The 18,575-nt window shown below is 66.5% G+C and carries 15 protein-coding genes; 13 read left to right on the top strand and 2 right to left on the bottom strand.

What is annotated here, in order from left to right; all coding sequences use genetic code 11:
• Positions 1-2: 2 nt before the first annotated feature.
• From I5E68_RS16480 to qhpE, 10 genes are all read left to right on the top strand, one after another.
• Positions 3-605, top strand: a complete 603-nt coding sequence (locus I5E68_RS16480) for a thioredoxin domain-containing protein (RefSeq protein WP_197166047.1) — start codon at positions 3-5, stop codon at positions 603-605.
• A 24-nt stretch (positions 606-629) separates the two neighbouring features.
• Positions 630-1,175 carry a methylamine dehydrogenase light chain gene (locus tag I5E68_RS16475; RefSeq protein WP_197166044.1) on the top strand — a complete coding sequence of 182 codons (546 nt, stop codon included), beginning with the start codon at positions 630-632 and terminating at the stop codon, positions 1,173-1,175.
• A 37-nt stretch (positions 1,176-1,212) separates the two neighbouring features.
• The gene (locus tag I5E68_RS16470) at positions 1,213-1,743 is read left to right on the top strand and encodes a c-type cytochrome (protein ID WP_197166042.1); all 531 of its coding nucleotides are present in this window, start codon (positions 1,213-1,215) and stop codon (positions 1,741-1,743) included.
• A 227-nt stretch (positions 1,744-1,970) separates the two neighbouring features.
• On the top strand, positions 1,971-3,797 hold the full coding sequence (peaA, locus tag I5E68_RS16465) for a quinohemoprotein amine dehydrogenase subunit alpha (RefSeq protein WP_228727287.1): 1,827 nt from the start codon (positions 1,971-1,973) through the stop codon (positions 3,795-3,797).
• Positions 3,794-5,260 carry a quinohemoprotein amine dehydrogenase maturation protein gene (gene peaB / locus I5E68_RS16460; protein ID WP_228727286.1) on the top strand — a complete coding sequence of 489 codons (1,467 nt, stop codon included), beginning with the start codon at positions 3,794-3,796 and terminating at the stop codon, positions 5,258-5,260. The genes peaA and peaB overlap by 4 nt, the downstream gene beginning before the upstream one ends.
• Complete coding sequence (gene qhpC, locus I5E68_RS16455) at positions 5,257-5,589, top strand: quinohemoprotein amine dehydrogenase subunit gamma (RefSeq protein ID WP_197166040.1); 333 nt, start codon at positions 5,257-5,259, stop codon at positions 5,587-5,589. The genes peaB and qhpC overlap by 4 nt, the downstream gene beginning before the upstream one ends.
• A gap of 67 nt (positions 5,590-5,656) precedes the next feature.
• A complete protein-coding gene (locus I5E68_RS16450; RefSeq protein WP_197166031.1) occupies positions 5,657-6,751 on the top strand; it encodes a YncE family protein in 1,095 nt (364 codons plus the stop codon).
• 2 nt (positions 6,752-6,753) lie between these two features.
• Positions 6,754-7,788: a hypothetical protein gene (locus tag I5E68_RS16445; RefSeq protein WP_197166029.1), complete on the top strand. Its 1,035-nt coding sequence runs from the start codon at positions 6,754-6,756 to the stop codon at positions 7,786-7,788.
• Complete coding sequence (locus I5E68_RS16440) at positions 7,785-9,512, top strand: ABC transporter ATP-binding protein (protein ID WP_197166027.1); 1,728 nt, start codon at positions 7,785-7,787, stop codon at positions 9,510-9,512. The genes I5E68_RS16445 and I5E68_RS16440 overlap by 4 nt, the downstream gene beginning before the upstream one ends.
• Before the next feature lies 1 nt (position 9,513).
• A complete protein-coding gene (gene qhpE / locus I5E68_RS16435; RefSeq protein ID WP_197166025.1) occupies positions 9,514-10,227 on the top strand; it encodes a subtilisin-like serine protease QhpE in 714 nt (237 codons plus the stop codon).
• Between the two features lie 201 nt (positions 10,228-10,428).
• Here qhpE and I5E68_RS16430 read toward each other — a convergent pair whose 3' ends face one another.
• The gene (locus I5E68_RS16430) at positions 10,429-13,164 is read right to left on the bottom strand and encodes a TonB-dependent receptor (RefSeq protein ID WP_197166023.1); all 2,736 of its coding nucleotides are present in this window, start codon (positions 13,162-13,164) and stop codon (positions 10,429-10,431) included.
• Between the two features lie 457 nt (positions 13,165-13,621).
• On the opposite strand from I5E68_RS16430, the gene I5E68_RS16425 reads away from it, so the two are divergent.
• From I5E68_RS16425 to I5E68_RS16415, 3 genes are all read left to right on the top strand, one after another.
• Positions 13,622-15,673 (top strand): tetratricopeptide repeat-containing sulfotransferase family protein, encoded by a 2,052-nt coding sequence (locus tag I5E68_RS16425; RefSeq protein WP_228727285.1) that lies wholly within the window; start codon positions 13,622-13,624, stop codon positions 15,671-15,673.
• 75 nt (positions 15,674-15,748) lie between these two features.
• The gene (locus tag I5E68_RS16420; protein ID WP_197166021.1) at positions 15,749-16,747 is read left to right on the top strand and encodes an aldo/keto reductase; all 999 of its coding nucleotides are present in this window, start codon (positions 15,749-15,751) and stop codon (positions 16,745-16,747) included.
• A 28-nt stretch (positions 16,748-16,775) separates the two neighbouring features.
• Positions 16,776-17,381, top strand: coding sequence for a cation diffusion facilitator family transporter (locus I5E68_RS16415; protein WP_197166019.1), 606 nt, complete (start codon positions 16,776-16,778; stop codon positions 17,379-17,381).
• A 3-nt stretch (positions 17,382-17,384) separates the two neighbouring features.
• Here I5E68_RS16415 and I5E68_RS16410 read toward each other — a convergent pair whose 3' ends face one another.
• Entirely contained in the window at positions 17,385-18,362 is a 978-nt protein-coding gene (locus tag I5E68_RS16410; protein WP_197166254.1) for a L,D-transpeptidase, read from the bottom strand.
• Positions 18,363-18,575: the final 213 nt, after the last annotated feature.

Below are 18,575 nucleotides of genomic sequence, written 5' to 3'. Positions count from 1 at the left end.
CCATGCTCGCCACCCTCATCATCTCGCAAGTCGTCAGCTGGCTAGTCATCCTCGGCCTTGGCGTGGCCCTCCTCGGCCTCGCCCGGCAGGTCGGCATCCTGCACACCCGCGTCGCCCCTGCCGGAGCGCTCTCGACCGGCGGCGGCGCGACCGTCGGTGACGCCACCGATGGCCTGAGCGGACGCTCCCTATCGGGCCGGGACATCGCGCTGGGCGGCGCGCGTCCGGGCACGCCGCTCAGGCTGCTGATGTTCGTCTCGGCGCAGTGTCCCTTGTGCAAGGGCCTGATCCCGGTCGCGAAGTCCTTCGCCCAGCACGAGCGCGCCGCGTTGACTTTCGTCGGCGACGACGAGCCCGCCGCGCAGCACGCGATGATCGCGCAGCATGGGCTCGAAGCCTACGACTTCATCAACGATCCTGCCGTGGGCCAGGCGCTGGGCGTGGGCAAGCTGCCCTTCGCGGTGCTGATCGGCGAGGACGGCGAGATCCTTTCGAAGGGTCTCGTCAACAGCCGCGAGCACCTCGAGAGCCTCGTCATCGCGCACGAGATGGGGGTGCGTTCGGTGCAGGAATATATCTCGGGCCTGCGCACGGCGGCGGCCTGATCCGGCTTCTTGGGGGGACACACGATGGCACGTTTCAACGCAGACAAGATCGGCGAGGCCATGCTGCGCCGCCTGGCCGGACGCACCTCGCGCCGCTCGATCCTCGCCCGGGTCGGCGGAGCGCTGGCCGCCGCCCCGGGCTTTCCGCTGCTTCCGGTCAATCGCGCCGAGGCAGCCAAACCCGACCGCTCGCCAGAGGCCAAGACCGCCTTCGCCCGCACCGCGCAGGTCGAGGATGACACCGCCTGCGACTACTGGCGCTACTGCGCCATCGACGGTGCCTTGTGCTCGTGCTGCGGCGGCGGGGTCCATACCTGCCCGGCAGGTTCCGAGCCCTCGCCCGTCTCGTGGGTCGGTAGTTGCATCAATCCCGCCAACGGCAAGGCCTACCTCATCGCCTACCGCGATTGCTGCGGCAAGCCGACCTGCAACGAATGCTTCTGCGACAATACCGACCGCGAGACGCAGATCTATACGCCGCAGCTCAACAACGACATCATCTGGTGTTTCGGCACGAGCTCGATGCAGTACCACTGCTCGACCGCAGTGCTGATCGGCGACGCGGAGTAACGCCTTGCACCAGGGCGAGCGTCTCCCGGGCCAGACCATGAGGCCGCGCGGCCCTATCGCCGCGCGTGCCACGCTCGGGCTTGCCATCCTGACATTGCTCCTAGCCGGTCTGGCGCGTGTCGAAGCCTCGCCGCAAGCAACGGCAGCCAGTCAGGGGATGAGCGATCCCGCCCTCGCCCGCTCGGACTACATCGAGAATTGTGGCGGCTGCCACGGCATCACCGGGTCGAGCGCCCCCGCGCAAGTGCCCGAGTTGCGCGGCCGGGTCGGCTACTTCATGTGCACCGAGGAAACCCGCGCCTACATCCTGCGCCTGCCCAACGTCGCGCACAGCCGCATCGTCGATGACGGGCAACTCGCCGAGCTGATGAACTACGTCGTCTACGTGCTGGGCAAGGACAGCGTTCCCGCCGGGCGCGCGCCTTTCACCGGGCCCGAAGTCGCGCGCGAGCGGCGTCAGGCATTGAGTGCGGCCAACCTTACCGACGAGCGTGCCCGAAACGTCGCCATCGCCATGCGCGAATGCGGCGCTCCGGCAACGCTCGGGGCGATGTACGACCCGCGCTGAGCACTTGCGGCATGGACTGGGGGTGGGCGCGAAATCGCCTCGTCCTGCATCATTCGGCGCGCATGGACTGCTATTCCGGTTCGAAACCGGGTGCCGGATGACGCGCCGACAGACAAATCTTTCGCATCCGCAAAAATTGGCACTTGACCAAGTTTTGACATTCGTCCAAATTTTTCGTGCCGGATGAGAATCCCGCGGATTTTTCGAATTTTGGGGGCTTTGCGACCATGACCGCCGCGCGCAAGCAGGTTGAGAATTCGAGTGACGGCCACGGTGCCGCTATCAAGGGCAAACGAGGCCGCAACCGGATCGGTGCAGGCAGGCGCCGCATGATCCTCGCGCCGCTTCTGGCGACGAGCGTGCTCTCGGCCTCGATCGTGCTCGCACAGGCCGATACCGGCGGCGCGTTCGCGACCGATCCGGCGGACTGGCCCGAAAAGGAGGCCGGCATCCCGGTCACCGACGCCCTCACCGTCGAGAAGTGCGGCACCTGCCATGCGCCCGACGACAAGGGCAACCTCTCGCGCATTTCGTGGATCCGCGCCACGCCCGAAGGCTGGGCGCAGGCGATCAAGCGCATGGTCAAGCTCAACGGCCTCTCCATCACGCCCGATGAAGCACGCTCGGTGACCCGATACCTGGGCACCTGGCACGGCCTCGCGCCCGAGGAAGCCAAGCCGGTGATGTACATCCCCGAGCGGCGCATCCTCGACGAGACGATCATTCCCAACGAGACGCTGCACAACGGTTGCGCGGCCTGCCACGCTTTCGGTCAGCCGATGTCCTCGCGCCGCAGCCGCCGCGAATGGGGCCTGCTGCAGAACATGCACAAGGCGCTCTATACCCAGGCCGCCGTCCAGATCGAACACGACGCCGAGGATCAGCCCGGCACGGTCAAGCCGCCGATGAAGAAGCTCACGCGCGGTGAAGTCGCGCTCGACTGGCTCACCCAGAACGCGGGACTGCACACCAAGGCATGGGCCGAATGGCGCCCGCGCATCCGCACCCCGCGCCTCGCCGGCACCTGGCTGGTAAGCGGCACGATGCGCGGCCATGGCCGCTTCGTCGGCGAAATGACGATTGCGCCGGACGGCGACGATTTCACCACAAGTGCCACGCTGCGCTCGCTCGACACCGGCAAGGTGCTGACCCGCTCGGGCAAGGGCCTGGTCTACGGCGGTTATTCCTGGCGCGGCAGCTCGAAGAGCGGCGCGGCTCCGGCCCGTCCCGACGACCTTGCCGCGACCGCGCGCGAGACGGTCTGGATCGCGCCCGACCAGTCGAGCGGTGAAGGCCGCTGGTACTGGGGCGAGTACCATGAGTTCGGCCTCGACGTGACGATGACCCGCGTGACCGGCGCCCCGGTCCTCGCCGCGGTCTCGCCGCTTGGCGTGAAGACCGGCAGCAAGGCTACCGAGGTCCACATCTACGGCGCGTCGCTGCCCACCGGGCTTGCCGCAGGCGATCTCGACTTCGGCAGCGGTGTCACCGTGCGCAAGGTCTCGGTGCTGTCACCCTCCGAAGCGGTCGCCACGATCGACGTTGCCGACGACGCGCCCGTCGGCCAGCACGACGTCGCGCTTGGCGGCGTGGTGCTCGCCAGGGCGCTGCCGGTCTATGCCGGGATCGACTACATGAAGGTCACCCCCGAGACCGCGCTCGCGCACCTTGGCGGCATCAAGTACGGCAAGGGCTACGAGCAGTTCGAGGCGATCGGTTGGTCCAGGGGCCTCGACGGCAAACAGGGCACCGACGACGATTTCCCGATCATGCCGGTCGATGCGACCTTCGCGATGAAGGAATTCCAGACCGTCACTTACGACAACGACACCAGGTTCATCGGCACGCTCGATCCCTCGGGCTTCTTCACGCCGAACGTCGAAGGCCCCAATCCAGAACGCCGCTTCAACCGTAACAACTACGGCGAGGTCTGGGTCGTGGCCACTGCCAAGTCACTCAAGAACAAGGAGGGCAAGCCCATGACCGCGCAAGCCTACCTCGTCACCACCGTGCCTGCCTACAAGCGCTGGGATCAGCCGGAGGTTTCTGAATGAACGACATGACCACCCTCGAGGCCGGGCGCTATCGCCTCGGCGAGATGCACGAGTTCGCAGCGGCCGACCAGCCCTTCATGTACCTCGTCTCGGCGGGAGCAATCTTCGCGCTCGACGAGGGCGCCCACGCGGTCCTGCGCCGCCTCGGCGAGGAAAGCCTGAGCCATGGCGAGCTGGTCACGGCGCTGCTCGAGAGCGGCTACAGCCGCGAGGATGCCGATGGCCTGATCCGCGAACTGCTCTACGTTCGCGGGATCGAATCCGACACCGTAAGCCCGGTCAAGGCCCCCTCGCCCAGCACCCCGCCGACCGACTTTCCGCTCCAGGCGCTGGTGCTCAACATCACCAACCAGTGCAATCTTGCCTGCACCTACTGCTACGAGTTCGGCGCCGACAAGATCGCGACGCCCGCGGGCAAGCCCAAGTTCATGACGCTGGAGACGGCCAAGACCTCGGTCGACTTCCTGCTGCGCAAGTCGGGCACGCGCGAGGCGGTGCACATCACCTTCTTCGGCGGCGAGACGCTGATGAACTTCCCGCTGCTGCGCCAGGTCGTCGAATATGCCTGCGAGACCGCCGAGGCGCAGGGCCGCAAGATCACCTTCAGCCTGACCACCAACGCCACGCTGCTCACCGACGAGATCATCGCCTTCCTCTCGGACAACGGCATCGGCGTCACCGTCTCGATGGACGGTCCGCCCGATCTCCAAGACAAGCACCGCGTCTACAAGTCGGGCAAGGGCAGCTACGCGGTGATCGAGCCGCGCCTGCGCAAGCTCATCGCCAACCACAAGACCCGCGCGATCACCGCGCGCGTCACGCTGACCGACGGCGTTACCGACGTGATCCGCATCTTCCGCCATCTCAAGGAAGACCTCGGCTTCCACGAGGTCGGCTTTGCCCCGGTCACCAACTCGGGCGAGCAGGACTACAAGATCGACGACGGCGGCATGGACGAGGTGCTGCGCCAGTTCCACGAGCTGGCCGACGAGTGGCTCGAATATGCGCTGCGCGGGCAGATGCACGGCTTCACCAACGTCTCCGAGACGATCGGCGAGCTGATCCAGGGCGTCAACAAGTCGCATCCTTGCGGTGCAGGCCTGGGCCTGCTCGGCGTCAGCCCTTCGGGCGACCTCTCGCCGTGCCATCGCTTCACCGATGCCGACACGCATACGCTGGGTCATATCTCGACCGACATCGACCAGGAAAAGCGCGAGGACTTCCTCTCGCGCGGCCACGTCGAGGCCAAGTACGAGTGCCAGAGCTGCTGGGCGCGTCCGCTTTGCGCGGGCGGTTGCCACCACGAGGCCTTCGTGCGCTACGGCGATACCGGCCACGCCAACCTGCACTACTGCGACTGGATCCGCGAATGGACCGACACGTGCCTGCGCATCTACGGCGCGGTGAGCGTGCTCAACCCCGGCTTCCTCGAGAACTTCGCCGCACGAAAGGGCCTGTCATGAAGCATCTTCGTCCCGTCAACCGCAAGGCGGCCAAGATCGACGAGACCGCCTCGCTGATGGAGGAGGACGTCGTCGCCCTCCAGCAGAACGCGCCCAAGCCGCACGTGCCGATGGGCTGCACGCTTTCCTTCTCGCCAGGCTGGGAAGTCGATGCGGGCGGCGGCACGGCGGGCCTGTGCCAGCCGGTCGAGCGCGACATCTACGATTGCTACGTCACCTGCTTCTGGCCGGTGCAGGTGCCCGACCACGTCAACTACTCGCCCGACTGGGCGAGCAATTGCGCGGTCGCCACCAAGGACTGGCGCAACCTCGATCTCGTGTTCCCGTGATCGCGCACGCGCGCATCCATCGACTACCGACCCGGCCCTGACGCATCTCACGAGGAAGAGCCTCAGCATGAAGACGTTTCGCCTTGCCCTCGCGGCGCTCTGCGCCACTGCCGCCGCAACCACCACGACCTCTTCGGGGGCTTCCACGATCGTGCTCGGCGGCTATCCGGACCAGATCCAGATGGTCGACGACGTCACCGGCACGGTGGTCGACAAGGTCACGCTCAAGTCGGGCCTGCCGACCAACCTGCAGTTCTCGGCCGACGGCAAGAAGATCTACGTCACCACGCTGACCACCGGCGGCATCGAGGTGCTCGACGCGGCCTCGCACAAGGTGCTCACCAGCCTCAGCCTCAACGATCCGGTGACGCGCTACCGCTTCACCGGCGGCGTGCCCGATCCCACGGGCCGCTATTTCTACATCGTGGGGCTGCGCATCGACAAGGAAGTCGATCTCTACCGCTACGGCAAGCCGAGCTTCATGAAGGTCGATCTCAAGACCGGTGAAGTGGTCAAGTCGGTCGAGATCAGCGAGGAGGACGGCCCGCCGGGATACCGCACCCGCCTCGCCATCGCCCCCGACGGCAAGACGCTCTACGTCTTCGACAAGAAGGTCCTCGTCGTCGACACCGCCGACTTCTCGGTGACCGACCGCATCGACCTCGAAAAGCCCGAGTATCCGGGGATGCGCGATGTCGGCCTCGGCGGCGGGCTCGAGACGCTCCGCCAGCCGGGTCACTATACCTCGGTGTTCATTTCCGAGGACCCCTACATCCACAACAAGGTCTTCGGCATCGCCCGCTTCGACCTCAACGCGCGCAGCTTCGACTTCAAGCCTATCGGTCCTGCCGCCGAACAGATGGCGGGCCTCGAAGTGACCCCCGATGGCAAGGATGGCTACACCGTCGCGGTGACCGGCAAGCTCGGCGCGAAGCGCTGCGAATTCTGGCACTTCGACCTCGAGACCAACACCGCGCTCGACAAGGCCGAGTTCCCGTGCCGCTCGCGCTTCTACTTCAGCATGTCGCACGATGGAAAGAAGCTGTACATCTACGGTGCGGGCTACGACATTGCCGTCTACGACGCAAAGACGCTGAAGTTCGAACAGGATTGGGAACTCACCAACGATATCACGATGGCGGGTCTGCTGACCCTGCCCTGAGCGTGACCGTCAGGCAAGCGTCACGCGAGGCACCGGCGCACGTCGACCTTCTGGGCGGCGGCGTCGCTGCGGCGTGCTGCGCCCATCTCCTCGGCAGTGCCGGCATCGCGTGCCACTGGCAGCGTGGCACGCGCGGCGCGGTACCTGCGCTCATGCTCAGCGATCCTGCGCGCACCCTGCTGCGCGACGTCATGGATGCGCCGACGCTCTTCGAGAACAATGCCCGCATCGAACGGCGCGTGGTGGTGTGGGGCGGCGGCGAGCCGGTGACCATGCCGCACGGGGCCGTGATGCTGGGCGCAGGCGACCTCGAGCTACCCGGCACGCAGGCACCCGACACGGGCAGGGCGAACACGAAGGCCAGCTTCACGATCCACACCGACGCCCCGCCTCCCGGCGCGGGGATGACCCGCTTCGGGGACCGGCGCGGCGAGACCGTTCCGGTGACGCTTCGCGAAGCAGCGGATGCGCGCACCTGCTGGATCGAGGCGGTCGAGAGTGGCTGGATGTTCATGATCCCCTCGGGCGACGAGGGGCGTGGCTGGCTGCTCGCGATCGGCGGCCCGCTATCGCAGTTGCTCGGCGAAAGCCGGCACCTCGCCGCGCGCGTCGAGCAGGATGGGACACCGCCCAGGAGCTTCGACACGACCCCGCGCATGCTCGACGTCTTCTGTGCGCAGGACTGGCTTGCCTGTGGCTCGCGCTCGATGGCCTTCGACCCGATCTGCGGCGACGGCACCGCGCTGGCGGTGCGCCAGGCGCTGCTCGTGAGCGCCATTGTCAGGGCCGCGCATGAAGGAGAGGACACGGACGCGCTCTTCGGGCACTACCGCGCGATGATGATCGCCGCCATGCGCCGCCACTTGCGCCTTTGCGCCCAGTTCTACGCCAGCGGGGGCGAAGGTGCGTGGTGGCAGGCGCAGCGCGCCGCCATCGCCGAGGGCTTCGTGGCCTGCACCGCACTGCTCGAACACGAGCCCGAACCGCGCTTCGTCCTCGACGGCACGCGACTGATCCGCAAGGGGAGCACTCAATGACGCCCGGACCCGCGCCCGATCCGTCCGCCACGCAGGTCGCAGGCTGGTCGAGCTATCGCCGGCTGCTGCCCTTCCTGCGCCCCTACTACCGCCCGCTGGCGCTGGTCCTCGTCCTCAGCCTCTTCTCGACCGGGCTAAACCTCGCCCAGCCCTACTTGTCCAAGCTGATGATCGACAAGGCGCTGATGCGCGGCGACATGACCGCGCTGGTCGAGATCGCCGGGGCCATGATCGCGGTCTCGCTCGGCGGCTTCGCGCTCAACATGCTCTCGAGCTATCGCTATGTCTCGGCCTCGGCGGACATGCTGTTTGACATCCGCGCCGCACTGCTCGAGCACCTGCAGCGCCTGTCCCCGCGCTTCTACGCACGCTTCCGTCTCGGCGACATCATGTCGCGGATCAATTCCGACGTCAGCGACATCCAGCGCGTGACGGCGGACTCGCTGCTCTCGGTGCTCAGCAACGTGCTCATGCTGGCGGGCTGCGTGGTGATGATGCTCTGGCTCGATCCGGTGATGTTCCTGATCGGGGTCGTCATCATCCCCGTGTGCATCGCCTTCTTCGTCCATTTCCAGCGCAAGCTGACCGAGATGACCCGCGTCATGCGCGAGCGCGGTGCGGACCTTGGCAGCCTGCTCGTCGATACCGTGATGGGCATGCGCACCGTAACCGCACTCAGCGCCGAGAAGCACGAGATCGGCCGGTTCAAGGCGCGCAACGAGGCCTTCGTCTCGGCCATGCTGAAGATGCAGCTGACCTCGTTCACCGCCGGTGCGCTGCCGGGCACGCTGCTCACCGCGTCGAGTTCGGCGATCATCATCTATGGCGGCGCGCAAATCTTCGCGGGCAAGATGACCATCGGCACGCTGGTTGCCTTCATGACCTACCAGTCGCGCCTGTTCTCGCCGATCCAGGTGCTGATGGGGCTGGTCTCGGGGCTCGCCTCCGCGCGCGTCTCGCTGTTTCGCATCTTCACCCTGTTCGATACCGCGCCCGAGGTCGTCGAGAAGGAGGACGCGAGAGCCTTCGCAGGCCTGGCGCGCGACCTCTCCTTCTCACAGGTGAGCCTGCGCCACGAGGGCCGCACGATCATCGACGAGGCCAGCTTCACCATCGCGGCGGGCAGCTTCTGCGCGGTGCTCGGTCCCAGCGGCACGGGCAAGTCGAGCATGGCCGACCTCATCGTGCGCAATCTCGATCCCGACGCGGGCGTGATTGCCATCGACGGTACCGACTTGCGCGAATTGCGCCTCGACGACCTGCGCCGCCGCATCGTGCTGGTCGACCAGGCCCCGCACCTGTTCAACGACAGCCTTGCCAACAACATCGCCTTCGCCTGGCCCGAGGCGAGCGACGAGGACATCGCGCGCGCTGCCGACCTAGCCGGGCTCACACCGCTGCTCGCGCGCCTGCCCGAGGGGCTGCACACCCGCACCGGCGAGCGCGGCCTCGCGCTTTCGGCGGGCGAGCGCCACCGCGTCGCGCTGGCCCGCGCGCTGCTGCGCCGCCCCTCGGTGCTGATCCTCGACGAGCCCACCGCCGCGCTCGATGCCGAGACCGAAAGCCTCGTTGCGCGCGGCCTCCGCGAGGCGCTGCCCGAGGCGACGCTGATCGTCATCACGCACAAGCCGGCGCTCGCCGAACTCGCCGACATGACGCTCACCATCAAGGACACGCATGTCGCCCTTGCAAGCCGCGAGCTGACCGCAGGCGAGGTCGGCTGAAATGCCCTTCGCGACGAGCGGGGCCGGCGTGCGCGTGGCGGTGATCGACAGCGGCGTGCACCCTGCGCACGACCATATCGACGCGGGAAAGCTGGCACCGGGTGTCGCCATCGCGAGCGACGGCACGCTCGATGACGCGCCCGAGGCCAGCCTCGACCGGCTCGGCCACGGCACTGCGGTCACCGCCGCGATCCAGGAAAAGGCACCGGGCGCGACCTGCATCCCGATCCGTGTGTTCCACGATTCGCTGCGCACCAGCGCCTATGCGCTGATCTCGGCGATTGACTGGGCGGCGGATCAGGGCGCGCAGATCATCAATCTCTCGCTAGGCTCGACCAATGCCGCCCACGCATCGGCCTTCGCCGCGGCCATCGCGCGTGCAAGCGCTGCGGGTGCCATGATCGTCGCCCCGCGCACGGTTGGAGAGGCGCCGAGCTATCCCGGTGCGCTCGAGGGCGTGATCGCGGTCGATCTCGACTGGGACTGCCCGCGCGAGACCTACCGCGTTGATGCCAGTGTGCCGCCTGTCTTCTACGCCTCGGGCTACCCGCGCGCGATCCCGGGCGTGGCGATGCGCCGCAACATCCACGGCATCAGCTTCGCGACCGCGCAGATGTCGGGCTTTGCCGCCTGCGCGCTCGAGGCGACCGGCATGCCCGGCCCGGGCATCGATGGGTTGCGCACGGCGCTAGGCAAGGCCCTCGACGACGCTTAGCGCCGCGCTTCGCGCTCTCGATCTTACTTGACTGCAAACTGGTGGTTAGCCGTAGGAGCGCTCCGGCCCGCGCGGGCGCGTGCCTCAAGGCCGCCCTCCCCGCGCTCAACACAAAAAAGCGGGGCCTGCCGCGTTGCCCCGCAGCAGACCCCTTAGTTTTTCCGTCAGGAACGTTGAAACGGAACTCGTTGATTGAGTGGCTTAGAACTTCTGGCCAAACTTCATGCCGAAGTACTGCGGCTTGACCGGGAAGGTACGCGAGGAGCCCGAGCAGAAGGTGATCGAGCAGAACGTGTTCATGGTCAGCGTGCCGCGGTTGTCGAAGGCATTCTGCATGAACAGGTCGAGCGTCCAGTTGTCCTTCTTGATCCCTGCCGAGAAGTCGAAGGTCACGAAGCCCGAGGTGGTGCAGGCCGTGGTCATGGTGTCTGCCATTTCGGGGCAGACGTAGAGGTTGTTATCCGAGACGTTGAGGTCCTGCGTCGCGCTGGTCTGGTAGAGCGCGGCGCCCATGACATAGGCGTCCATCTCGCCGATCCGGGTGTCGTAGCGCACCGAGGTCGTGCCCTTGAACTTGGGCTGGCGCGGCAGGCGGGTGCCGTTGGCGGCGGCGACCTGCGGCGTCGGCGGGTAGGAGTCAGGCACATATTCGCCCGCAGCGCACGATCCGAGCTGCGAGATCGACATCGAGCTGGTGTCGAGCGCGAAGTTGCAGAAGTTGCCCTTGAGCTTGGCGTCGTTGAACGCGCCCGAGGTCGAGATCGTGACGTCGCCCAGCTTGAGATCGGCATCGTATTCGAAGCCCTTGACCTGCGCCTTGCCGGCGTTGCCGGTCATGCCTGCGCCCTGCGTACCCGAGACGACCACGCTGTACTGGATGTTGTCCCAGTTCTCGAGGTAGACCGCCGCGTTGAAGCGGAAGATGCCCGCCCAGCGCGTCTTCACGCCGACCTCGAAGTTGGTGAGCGTTTCGGAATCGTAGGACGGTACCGAGACGACACCGACGTTACGCACGCGCAAGGGTCGGTTGAAGCCGCCCGGACGGAAGCCGGTCGAGTAGTTGAAGTAGACCATCTTGGTCGGCGAGAACTGCCAGTCGAGCGCGATCTTGTGGGTTTCGCCGCTCTCCTTGTAGCGACCGACCTGATCGGCTGCGGCAAGGTTGGAGTTGAGGCACTGCATGCGCTCGTCGGGCAGCGGAACCGGGCAGCCGTAAGTGCCGGTGGGCACGTAGAGCGATGTCACCGTATTCTGCGCCGAGGCCCAGATGCCGCTGAAGCCCTTGGTCGAGAAATCGGTCCAGAAGAAGCGGATGCCGCCGGTGACCTTAAGCGTCGGGGTGATGTCGTAGTGCCCCTCGGCGAAGATCGCCTTGTCGTTCCAGGTATTGTTGCGCTCCGACAGGTAATAGGCGTCGCGCTTCACCGCAGGCGAGCCGTAGACCATCGTGCCCAGCGGGTTGCCATCGGGATTGACCACGTCGCTGGTGTCGAAGAACGGCGTGCCCATGTCGTCGTAGCCGATCCCGTACATTGCCGGGACACCGATCAGGCCGCCCGCCACGTCGCCGCCGCCGGTCTGGGTGTAGCCGGTGATCGTGTCGAGGCCGTGGATCGCGTAGTCGGAGTTCGTCTCCTGCTTGCGATGCTGGTAGAAGCCGCCGAAGGTGACGTCGAAGGGCCAGGAGCTGGGCGTGGTGATACGCAGTTCCTGGGTATACTGCTTGTCCTTGGTGAGACCGTTGTAATACTGCTGCGGGCTGATCAGCTCGCACTGCTGGTCCGCACCCGAGCCCGAGCAGTTGTCGAAGAACTGCAGGTAGCTTTCGTAGCCCGCACCGAAACCGTCGTACGTAACGGTGTAGTACGTATAGTCGTTACGCAGGTGAACCTTGCGCTTGTAGTAACCGGTCGCCGAGACGAGGTCCCAGTCGCCGATGTGGCCGTGGATCGAGAGCTGGGCCTGGTACCACTTGTCGTCCTGCAGCGTGAGGTCGTAGTCGTGGACCTCGAGGTCGCCGACGCGCGGGTCGTAACCGAAGTAGCCGTAGGCCTTCTGGTGCTGTGCGGTAATCTCGGGGCGCGCTTCCCAGCCCGGTGCCGGCTCCCACAGCAGGCTGAGGCGACCGCCGTATTCCCTGACCTTGTTGTAATCGTCCTCGGCGATGTCCGAGTTGTCGAGGACGTAGTAGGTATCGGGATTGTCGTCGCCCAGCGTCAGGCTCGAGGTTCTGCCGTCGTTGAACGTCCCGTTGTTGGGGGTGTTGTCGATGTAGCCCCCGTCACGGCGATAGTAGCCCATCGCGCGTATCGCGAGGGTGTTGGTGAGCGGGGCGTTGACGTAGCTTTCAAGCTGGCCGCCCATGTCGCCGGCGCCGTACTTGTTGCCCTCGACGCTGTAACCGTACTCGAAGGTGTCGAGCTTGGGCTTGTTGGTGATGAAGCGCACCGTACCGGCGAGCGAGCCGGCACCGTAGAGCGTGCCCTGCGGACCCGAGAGCGCCTCGATGCGCTCGACGTCGTAGACGTGGATATCGGGAACGCCGGTGCCGGCGATGGGGATGTCGTCGAGATAGTAGCCGACCGAGGCGTAGGAGCCGCCGGCGGGAACGATGCCGCGGAAATAGGGGGTCTGGCGGCCCGGCCCGAGGCCGGCGATGGTCACCGAGGGCATCAGGTTGGCAAAGTCGGAGAGACCGGTGATCTGGCGCTCTTCCAGCTTGGCCGCGCCCAGCGCCTGGATCGAGATCGGCACCTTCTGGATGCTCTCGGACGTGCGCGTCGCGGTGACGACGATGTCACCGAATTCGTCCTGCCCCGTAACCGCGCTGTCCTGTGCGACCGCGCTTGCGGCCCCCAACGACATTCCGGCAAGGATCGTGGTCGTGCTCAATAGAGCTAGGGCCCGCCTGCCGAGCGAACGCTGAGAGATTTTCATTATAACCCCCTTGGTGTTGTCCTGAACCTGCCGATCTTGCGTTCGGCTCCCCTGGTCCTTTCAAGCCCCACTGCAATCGTTACGCGCTCGCAAAATAGCGCGCAGCGACGCGTAGAGCAGACAACCTCCCCCGCGCGCCGGATCGTGTCCGACGCTCAACAGCTTCGGGCGCAGTACGCCCGTAACTTTATCCCATTACTCAGTGGCTTATCTAGAAAACTAGAATCTAGAACATGTGTCCGAGATCGGATCATGCCAGCGATTGGACTGTTGTCAACTGCATTGTTGCGATGCAGAACCATGGCCGCGAAACATTCAATCGGGTAGCCTGCTCGCCAGGGTCTGACCGCGCCCCCGGCGGTGCCCGAGGCGAAGGTTGGCTGGCGGCAATCGCCCGCGACCGTGAACAGGAGGAATGCAGACAGTGCAGGTGGCAGGCAGGCAGGCGCGCATTGCGATGAACAGGGCGACGAACGGGGCGACGAACGGGGCGGCGAACGGGCCGGACAAGGTGCTGGGCGAGGCGATGCGTGCGCTCGCCAAGGACCCTGCCCGTGCCAGCACGCTGGCCCGCGAGGCGCTGCGCATGGCACCGGGCCATCCGCACGCGATCCTGATCGAGGCGCAGGCGCTGCGCCGTCTCGGCAAGCCGCGCGCGGCCATCGCTCCCCTCACCGATCTGGTGCGCCGCCAGCCCGGGCTTTTTTTTGCGGCGCTCTGGGAACTGGCCCAGGCAGCGAGCGAATCCGGAGAGGCCGAGCGGGCCATTGCTGCACTCGAGACTCTCACCCGCCAGCAGCCCAAGGTATCGAGCGGATGGTTCCTGCTCGCCGAGCAGCTGCGCAAGGCGGGGCGCGACGAGGATGCCTGGCGCGCGGACCTCTCCGGGGTTCATGCCTCCTCGAACGATCCAGAACTGGTCAAGGCGGCGATGGCGATGAATGCCGAGCGGCTCGACGAGGCGGCCGCGCTGCTCGAGGCCAAGCTGGCGCGCGGCGCGGGCGACCCGCCGAGCCTTCGCCTGCTAGGCGAGATCCACTGGCGCCGCGGCGAGATGGACGAGGCGCTCGCCTACGTCGAGAAGGCCATCGCGATGGCGCCCGGCTTCGATCTCGCACGCAGTTTCCTGATCCGCCTGCTGCTCCAGAACAACCGCCTCGAGGCCGCGCTGGAACAGGCCGAAGTGCTCGACCGCTCACCGATGAAAGGCCCGGGCAATGCGCTGCTCAAGGCCTCGGTGCTGGTCCAGCTGGGCGAACAGGAACGTGCCCGCACGATCTACGAGGCCCTGCTCGTGGACCAGGCCGACAATGCGCAGGTGTGGCAGAACCTGGGCCACGTCCACAAGACGCTGGGCGCGCAGGACGAGGCCGTTCACGCCTATCGTCAGGCCGTGACGCACGCCCCGACCATGGGCGAGGCCTGGTGGAGCCTCGCCAATCTCAAGACGGTCGCGTTCGACGCCAACGACATCGCGGCGATGGAAAGCGCACTGGAAACCCTCGCGTCCGAGACCGAGGCGCGCGGGGAGGACGTGTTCCACCTGCATTTCTCGCTCGGCAAGGCGCTCGAGGACGCCGGGGATCACGCGGCCTCCTTCGATCATTACGACAAGGGCAATCGCCTGCGCCGCACCATGGTGCTGCACGATGCCGACGATTTCAGCGCAGAAGTCGCCGCCACGCGCGACACCTTTACCGCCCCCTTCATCGCCGCGATGGGCGCCGGTGGCTGCTCCGCGCCCGACCCGATCTTCGTGGTCGGCCTGCCGCGCTCGGGCTCGACGCTGGTCGAGCAGATCCTCGCCAGCCACAGCCAGGTCGAGGGCACCATGGAACTGCCCGAGATGATGATCATCGCGAGCCGCTTGCAGGCCCGGGTCGACGAGGGCGAATTTCCCGATTTCAAGGCGATGGTGAGCACCCTCACCCCGACCGACCGTACAAGGCTGGGCGAGGAATACATCGAGCGCACCCGCGTCCACCGCCAGAGCGACAAGCCCCTGTTCATCGACAAGATGCCCAACAACTGGCAGCACGTCGGCCTGATCCGCGCGATCCTGCCCGAAGCGAAGATCGTCGACGCGCGGCGCCATCCGCTCTCTTGCTGCTTTTCGGGCTGGAAGCAGCACTTCGCGCGCGGCCAGACCTTCACGTACGATCTTGCCGAGATCGGCCGCTACTATAGCGACTACGTCTCCTTGATGGCTGCCTACGATATCGCGGCGCCGGGCGCAGTGCACCGGGTGATCTACGAGGACATGGTCGCCGATACCGAGAACGAGGTGCGCCGCCTGCTCGACCATCTCGGCCTGCCCTTCGAGCCGGCCTGCCTCGAATTCTACAACAACCGGCGCGCGGTGCGTACTGCCAGCTCCGAACAGGTGCGCCAGCCCATCAATACGCGCGGCCTCGAGGCCTGGAAGCAATACGAGCCATGGCTCGGCCCGCTCGTCGAGGTGCTCGGCCCGGTGTTGCCCGCCTACCCCGGGGTGCCTGCCGGGATCTGACGGCGTCGGGGTCTTGACCGCGCGGGGATCGCGGGTGCAGTCGGGCGGCCAAGACGCAGAAGGAAGTACGCCTCCATGACCACAACGCGAACGATTGCCGGCAAGCCGGTCAATGCCATCGGCCTTGGCTGCATGAACGTGGCCTGGGCCTACGGCACCGCGCCCGAGCGCGGCGATGCGCTGGCGCTGTTCCGCGCTGCACTCGATGCCGGTTACAACCACTTCGACACCGCCAACATCTATGGCCTTGGCCTCTCCGAGGAAATCCTGGGCGAGGCGATCATGGATCGGCGCGACGAGTTCTTCCTCGCCAGCAAGACCGGGATCGTGGTCGGCGAGGCGACTGGCGGGCGCGGCATCGACTGCAGCCCCGAAGCGATCACCCGCTCGCTCGACGAGAGCCTCAGGCGGCTCGGCACCGACCACCTCGACCTGTTCTACATGCACCGGCTCGACCCCGAGGTGCCGATCGCGGATTCGGTCGGCGCGATGGTGCGCGCGATCGAGGCGGGCAAGATCGGCGGCTACGGCGTCTCGGAATGGTCGGCCGCGCACGTGCGCGAGGCCCACTCCGTCCATCCCGTCAGCGCGGTGCAGTCCGAATACTCGCCCTGGACGCGCAATCCCGAACTGGGCGTGCTCGAGACGACGCGTGAACTCGGCATTGCCTTCGTTGCCTTCTCGCCGGTCGCGCGCGGCGCGCTGGCAGGGGCGATCCGCGATCCCGAAGCGCTGCCCGAGAGCGACCTGCGCCGCACCATGCCGCGTTTCGACGCGCGCAACTGGCCTGCGAACCTGCGCCTGATCGAGCAGTTCGACGCGCTTGCCGCCGAGGCGGGCGTGACCCCGGCGCAGCTGTCGCTGGCCTGGGTCCTTTCGCGCGGCGAGCATGTCCATGCGATCCCGGGCACTGCAAGCGCTGCGCACATGCGCGAGAACCTCGCGGCATCCTCGTGCACGCTCGCCCCCGAAGTGCTCGATCGCGCAGGTGCGCTGATCAACCAGCACACCATCGCGGGTCACCGCTATTCCGCCAAGGGGCAGGCAACGATCGATACCGAGGAATTCGCCTGATCCGCCCCCTCTCGCGAGGCCTGCACCGATGACCGATTGTGGCTGTTCGCCCCCGCCGCTCGACAATGCCGCCCAGCGGCGTGCGCTGCGCATCGCGCTCGCGCTCAATGCGGCGATGTTCGTGGTCGAATTAACCGCCGGCGTGCTCGTGAAATCGACCGGCCTCATCGCCGACGGTCTCGACATGCTCTCGGACGCGGCGGTCTACCTCGTCGCGCTCCTCGCGATCAACGCCTCGGCGCGGACCAAGGCGAACGCGGCGCTGTTCTCGGGTATCGCGCTGCTCGTGCTGGGCCTAGGCCTGCTCGTAGAGGTCGCGCGCCGCTTCTTTGCCGGAAGCCTGCCGGGCGGCGTGACCATGATCGCGGTCTCGATGCTGGCGCTGGCGGTCAACCTCGTGGTCCTGCGTTTGCTCGCGCATCAGCGCGAGGGCGAGGTGCATATGCGCGCGGCATGGATATTCACGCGCGCCGATGTCGTCGCCAATGCCGCGGTGATCGCCTCGGGCCTCGCGGTGATGGTGAGCGGATCGCGCTATTTCGACCTCGTGGTGGGGGCGGCCATCGGGCTTTACGTGATGCGCGAAGCCGCCGAGATCATCGCCGATGCCCGCGAAAGCCGCAGCGAGACCTGATGCTCAGGGGCGCGGCGGGATCGCGTCGATCACGGTGAGGCGCTTGCCCTCGCTCGATCCGACCCGCGAATTGGTGACGAGGACGGTGGTTCCGGGGCGCATCTCGGCGGATAGCGCTGCATAGAACTTGCGCGGCATGCGCACCCGGTTGAAGGCCGCTTCGTCGAGCGGCTGCCCGGCCTCGCCCTCGTGCCCGACGGTGCCGACATAGACCCAGTGCGGCTTGTTCTCGTGCTCGATGAGCGTGATTACGTGCGAATCGGGATCGAGCGCCTTGATCGTCGCCACGCTGCGGCCGATCTCGACCCCACCGCGCAGGACGACGATCCGCTGGTCGAGCTTGGAAACGATGATCGACAAGGGCCCTTCAAGGCTCGCTTCGGGGGTCCAGCGATAGGCCTCGCCACTCGCGAGCAGCTTGCCCTTCAGGGGCTTGCCCTCGGCATCGAAGGGCGAGAGCAGGCTGTTCTCGCTGGTCACCATGTGGTGCTGGGCATCGCCTTCCACCACGACGGTGATGCCAAGGTCGGTGACCGCGAAGAGCTCGCGCGCGAAATTGTAGGGCAGGTGGATGCAGCCGTGGCTCTCGGGATAGCCGGGCAGCCCGCCTGCGTGCAGCGCGATGCCGTCCCAGGTGAGGCGCTGCTGATAAGGCATCGGCGCATTGTTGTAGATGCTCGAACGGTGCTTGGCGTCCTTCTGCAGGATCGTGAACACCCCGGTCGGGGTCTCGTGCCCGCTCTTGCCGGTCGAGACCGTGGTCGCGGCGATGCGCACGCCGTTGCGATAGACCATCGCGATCTGGCGCGAGAGATCGACGTAGACCAGCACCGGCCCCTCGGGCGCGACTTCGGGCGCCCAGACCCATTCGCCCGGCTTGAGCTTGTCGATCGCCCGGGCCAGTTCGGGTGCGGACGAGACCTTGGCGCCTTGCGCCAGCGCAGGGCTGGCGAGCCCGGACTGGCACAGGGCTGCGGCCATGGCGATTGCGGGAAGAAAGCGCGAGGAAGGTGACGTGCGAAGCATCGGGCAACTCTCCGGCCAGTGCGCGCCGCGAACTGTTCGCGAGCCGCGTCAACGGTACTGGCCGGATATCAGGCACATCCGGATCAATAATTCAATGACCCGAATACATTGCCATCACGATACTTCTGTTATTCGTCAATGAGGTGGCGTTTCTCAAAGAAGAGATAT

This window comes from Novosphingobium aureum (genome assembly GCF_015865035.1).
GTDB lineage: Bacteria > Pseudomonadota > Alphaproteobacteria > Sphingomonadales > Sphingomonadaceae > Novosphingobium > Novosphingobium aureum.
Note: the sequence above shows the minus strand (reverse complement) of the source record. Positions and strands in the feature narration are given on the sequence as shown.